General features: G+C 62.6%; 2 protein-coding genes and 1 pseudogene. All 3 read right to left on the bottom strand.

What is annotated here, in order from left to right:
- Positions 1-604: pseudogene (gene pyrB / locus BKD70_RS23905) on the bottom strand (aspartate carbamoyltransferase catalytic subunit); the annotation flags it as partial.
- A 24-nt stretch (positions 605-628) separates the two neighbouring features.
- Positions 629-1,135, bottom strand: coding sequence for a bifunctional pyr operon transcriptional regulator/uracil phosphoribosyltransferase PyrR (gene pyrR, locus BKD70_RS23910; protein WP_019817751.1), 507 nt, complete (start codon positions 1,133-1,135; stop codon positions 629-631).
- Between the two features lie 132 nt (positions 1,136-1,267).
- A partial coding sequence (gene ruvX, locus BKD70_RS23915; protein ID WP_070415525.1) for a Holliday junction resolvase RuvX occupies positions 1,268-1,648 on the bottom strand: 381 nt, incomplete at its 5' end.

The raw sequence follows: 1,648 nt of genomic DNA on the forward strand, positions 1-1,648 counted from the left end.
GGATATCCGGGCAACCCAGGGCCTTGAGAGCCAGCATGTTCGAACGTGCAACCCGCGAATGCAGGATGTCGCCGACGATGGCTACCGAGAGGTTTTCAAAGCTGCCCTTGTGCCGACGAATGGTGAGCATGTCGAGCATGCCCTGGGTCGGGTGCGCGTGACGGCCGTCGCCGCCATTGATGATCGCCACGTTCGGGCACACATGCTCGGCGATGAAATGCGCAGCGCCGGAGTCGCCGTGGCGTACCACGAACATGTCGGCTGCCATGGCTTCCAGGTTGCGCAGGGTATCGAGCAGGGTTTCGCCCTTGCTCGCCGACGAGGTGGACACGTTCAACGTGATCACATCGGCCGACAGCCGCTGGGCCGCCAGTTCAAAGGTGGTGCGGGTGCGGGTGGAGTTCTCGAAGAACACGTTGCAGATGGTTTTACCGCGCAACAGCGGGACTTTCTTCACTGCCCGGCCACCGACTTCCAGGAACGAATCGGCGGTGTCGAGGATTTCGGTGAGCAGTTCGCGGGGCAAACCGTCGAGGGACAAGAAGTGTTGCAACTGGCCCTGAGCATTGAGCTGCAGCGGGCGCTTGGCATCTAGAGGCGTCATCGCGGGGACTCTTTACAAGGCGGTTTAAAGGGCAAGGTCTTGCAGTTCGAGTTCGAGCGGCGTAGGACCGGACAATTTTACCCGCTGCTGGGGGGCAAGCGACAGGGTCGCGCCTACGACGTCCGGGCTGATCGGCAGTTCGCCGGCATCCAGGTCCAGCAGGCACACCAGGGTCACGCTGGCCGGGCGGCCATAGTCGAACAGTTCGTTCATGGCGGCGCGGATGGTGCGGCCGCTCATCAGCACGTCGTCGATCAGTACCAGGTGCTGGCCTTCGATCTCGAAGGGCAGGGCCGAAGGGCGCACTTGTGGATGCAGGCCGTTCTGGCTGAAATCGTCGCGGTAGAAGGACACGTCCAAGGTGCCCAGGGGCGAATCGCTGCCCAGTGCTTCCAGCAATGCCTGGGCCACCCACACGCCACCGGTGCGTATGCCGATAAAGCGCGGTTCGCTGATGGCACGGTGTTCCAGGTGCGCCTTGAGGCGTATCGCCATCTGGCTGATCAGTTCGGCAGGGTTCGGCAAGCTCATGGTGGCTCCTTATCAAGTGTGTAGGAGCGAGCTTGCTCGCGAAAAACTCATGGGCACCGCGTTCATCCAGTCTTCTCGCGGTATCGTTAACGTTCTTCGCGGGCAAGCCCGCTCCCACAGGATCGCGGCGGGTCAGGATTCAAATAAAGCGGTGTTTTCATCCAGCCAGCCCTGCAACAGCAAGGCCGCGGCGATGGCGTCTACCGGGTTGTCGCGGTAACTGCCCTTTTGCCCGCCACGGTCGCGGCGCTCCCCCTTGGCTTCGAAGGTGGTGAGGCGTTCGTCGTGGGTATAGAAGGGCAGGTTGTAGCGGCCATTGAGGCGGCGCGCGAACTTCTCGGCGCGCAGGCACATGTCACTGGGGGTGCCATCCATGTTCAGGGGCAGGCCGACCACCACCGCGTCAGGCTTCCACTCTTTAATCAGGGCTTCGACCTGGTTCCAGTCCGGCACGCCGTTCTGGGCCTTGAGGGTGCACAGCTCGCGGGCCTGGCCGGTGATGACCTGGCCAAC

It is taken from the genome of Pseudomonas sp. BS-2016, assembly GCF_001806145.1.
Lineage (GTDB): Bacteria > Pseudomonadota > Gammaproteobacteria > Pseudomonadales > Pseudomonadaceae > Aquipseudomonas > Aquipseudomonas lundensis.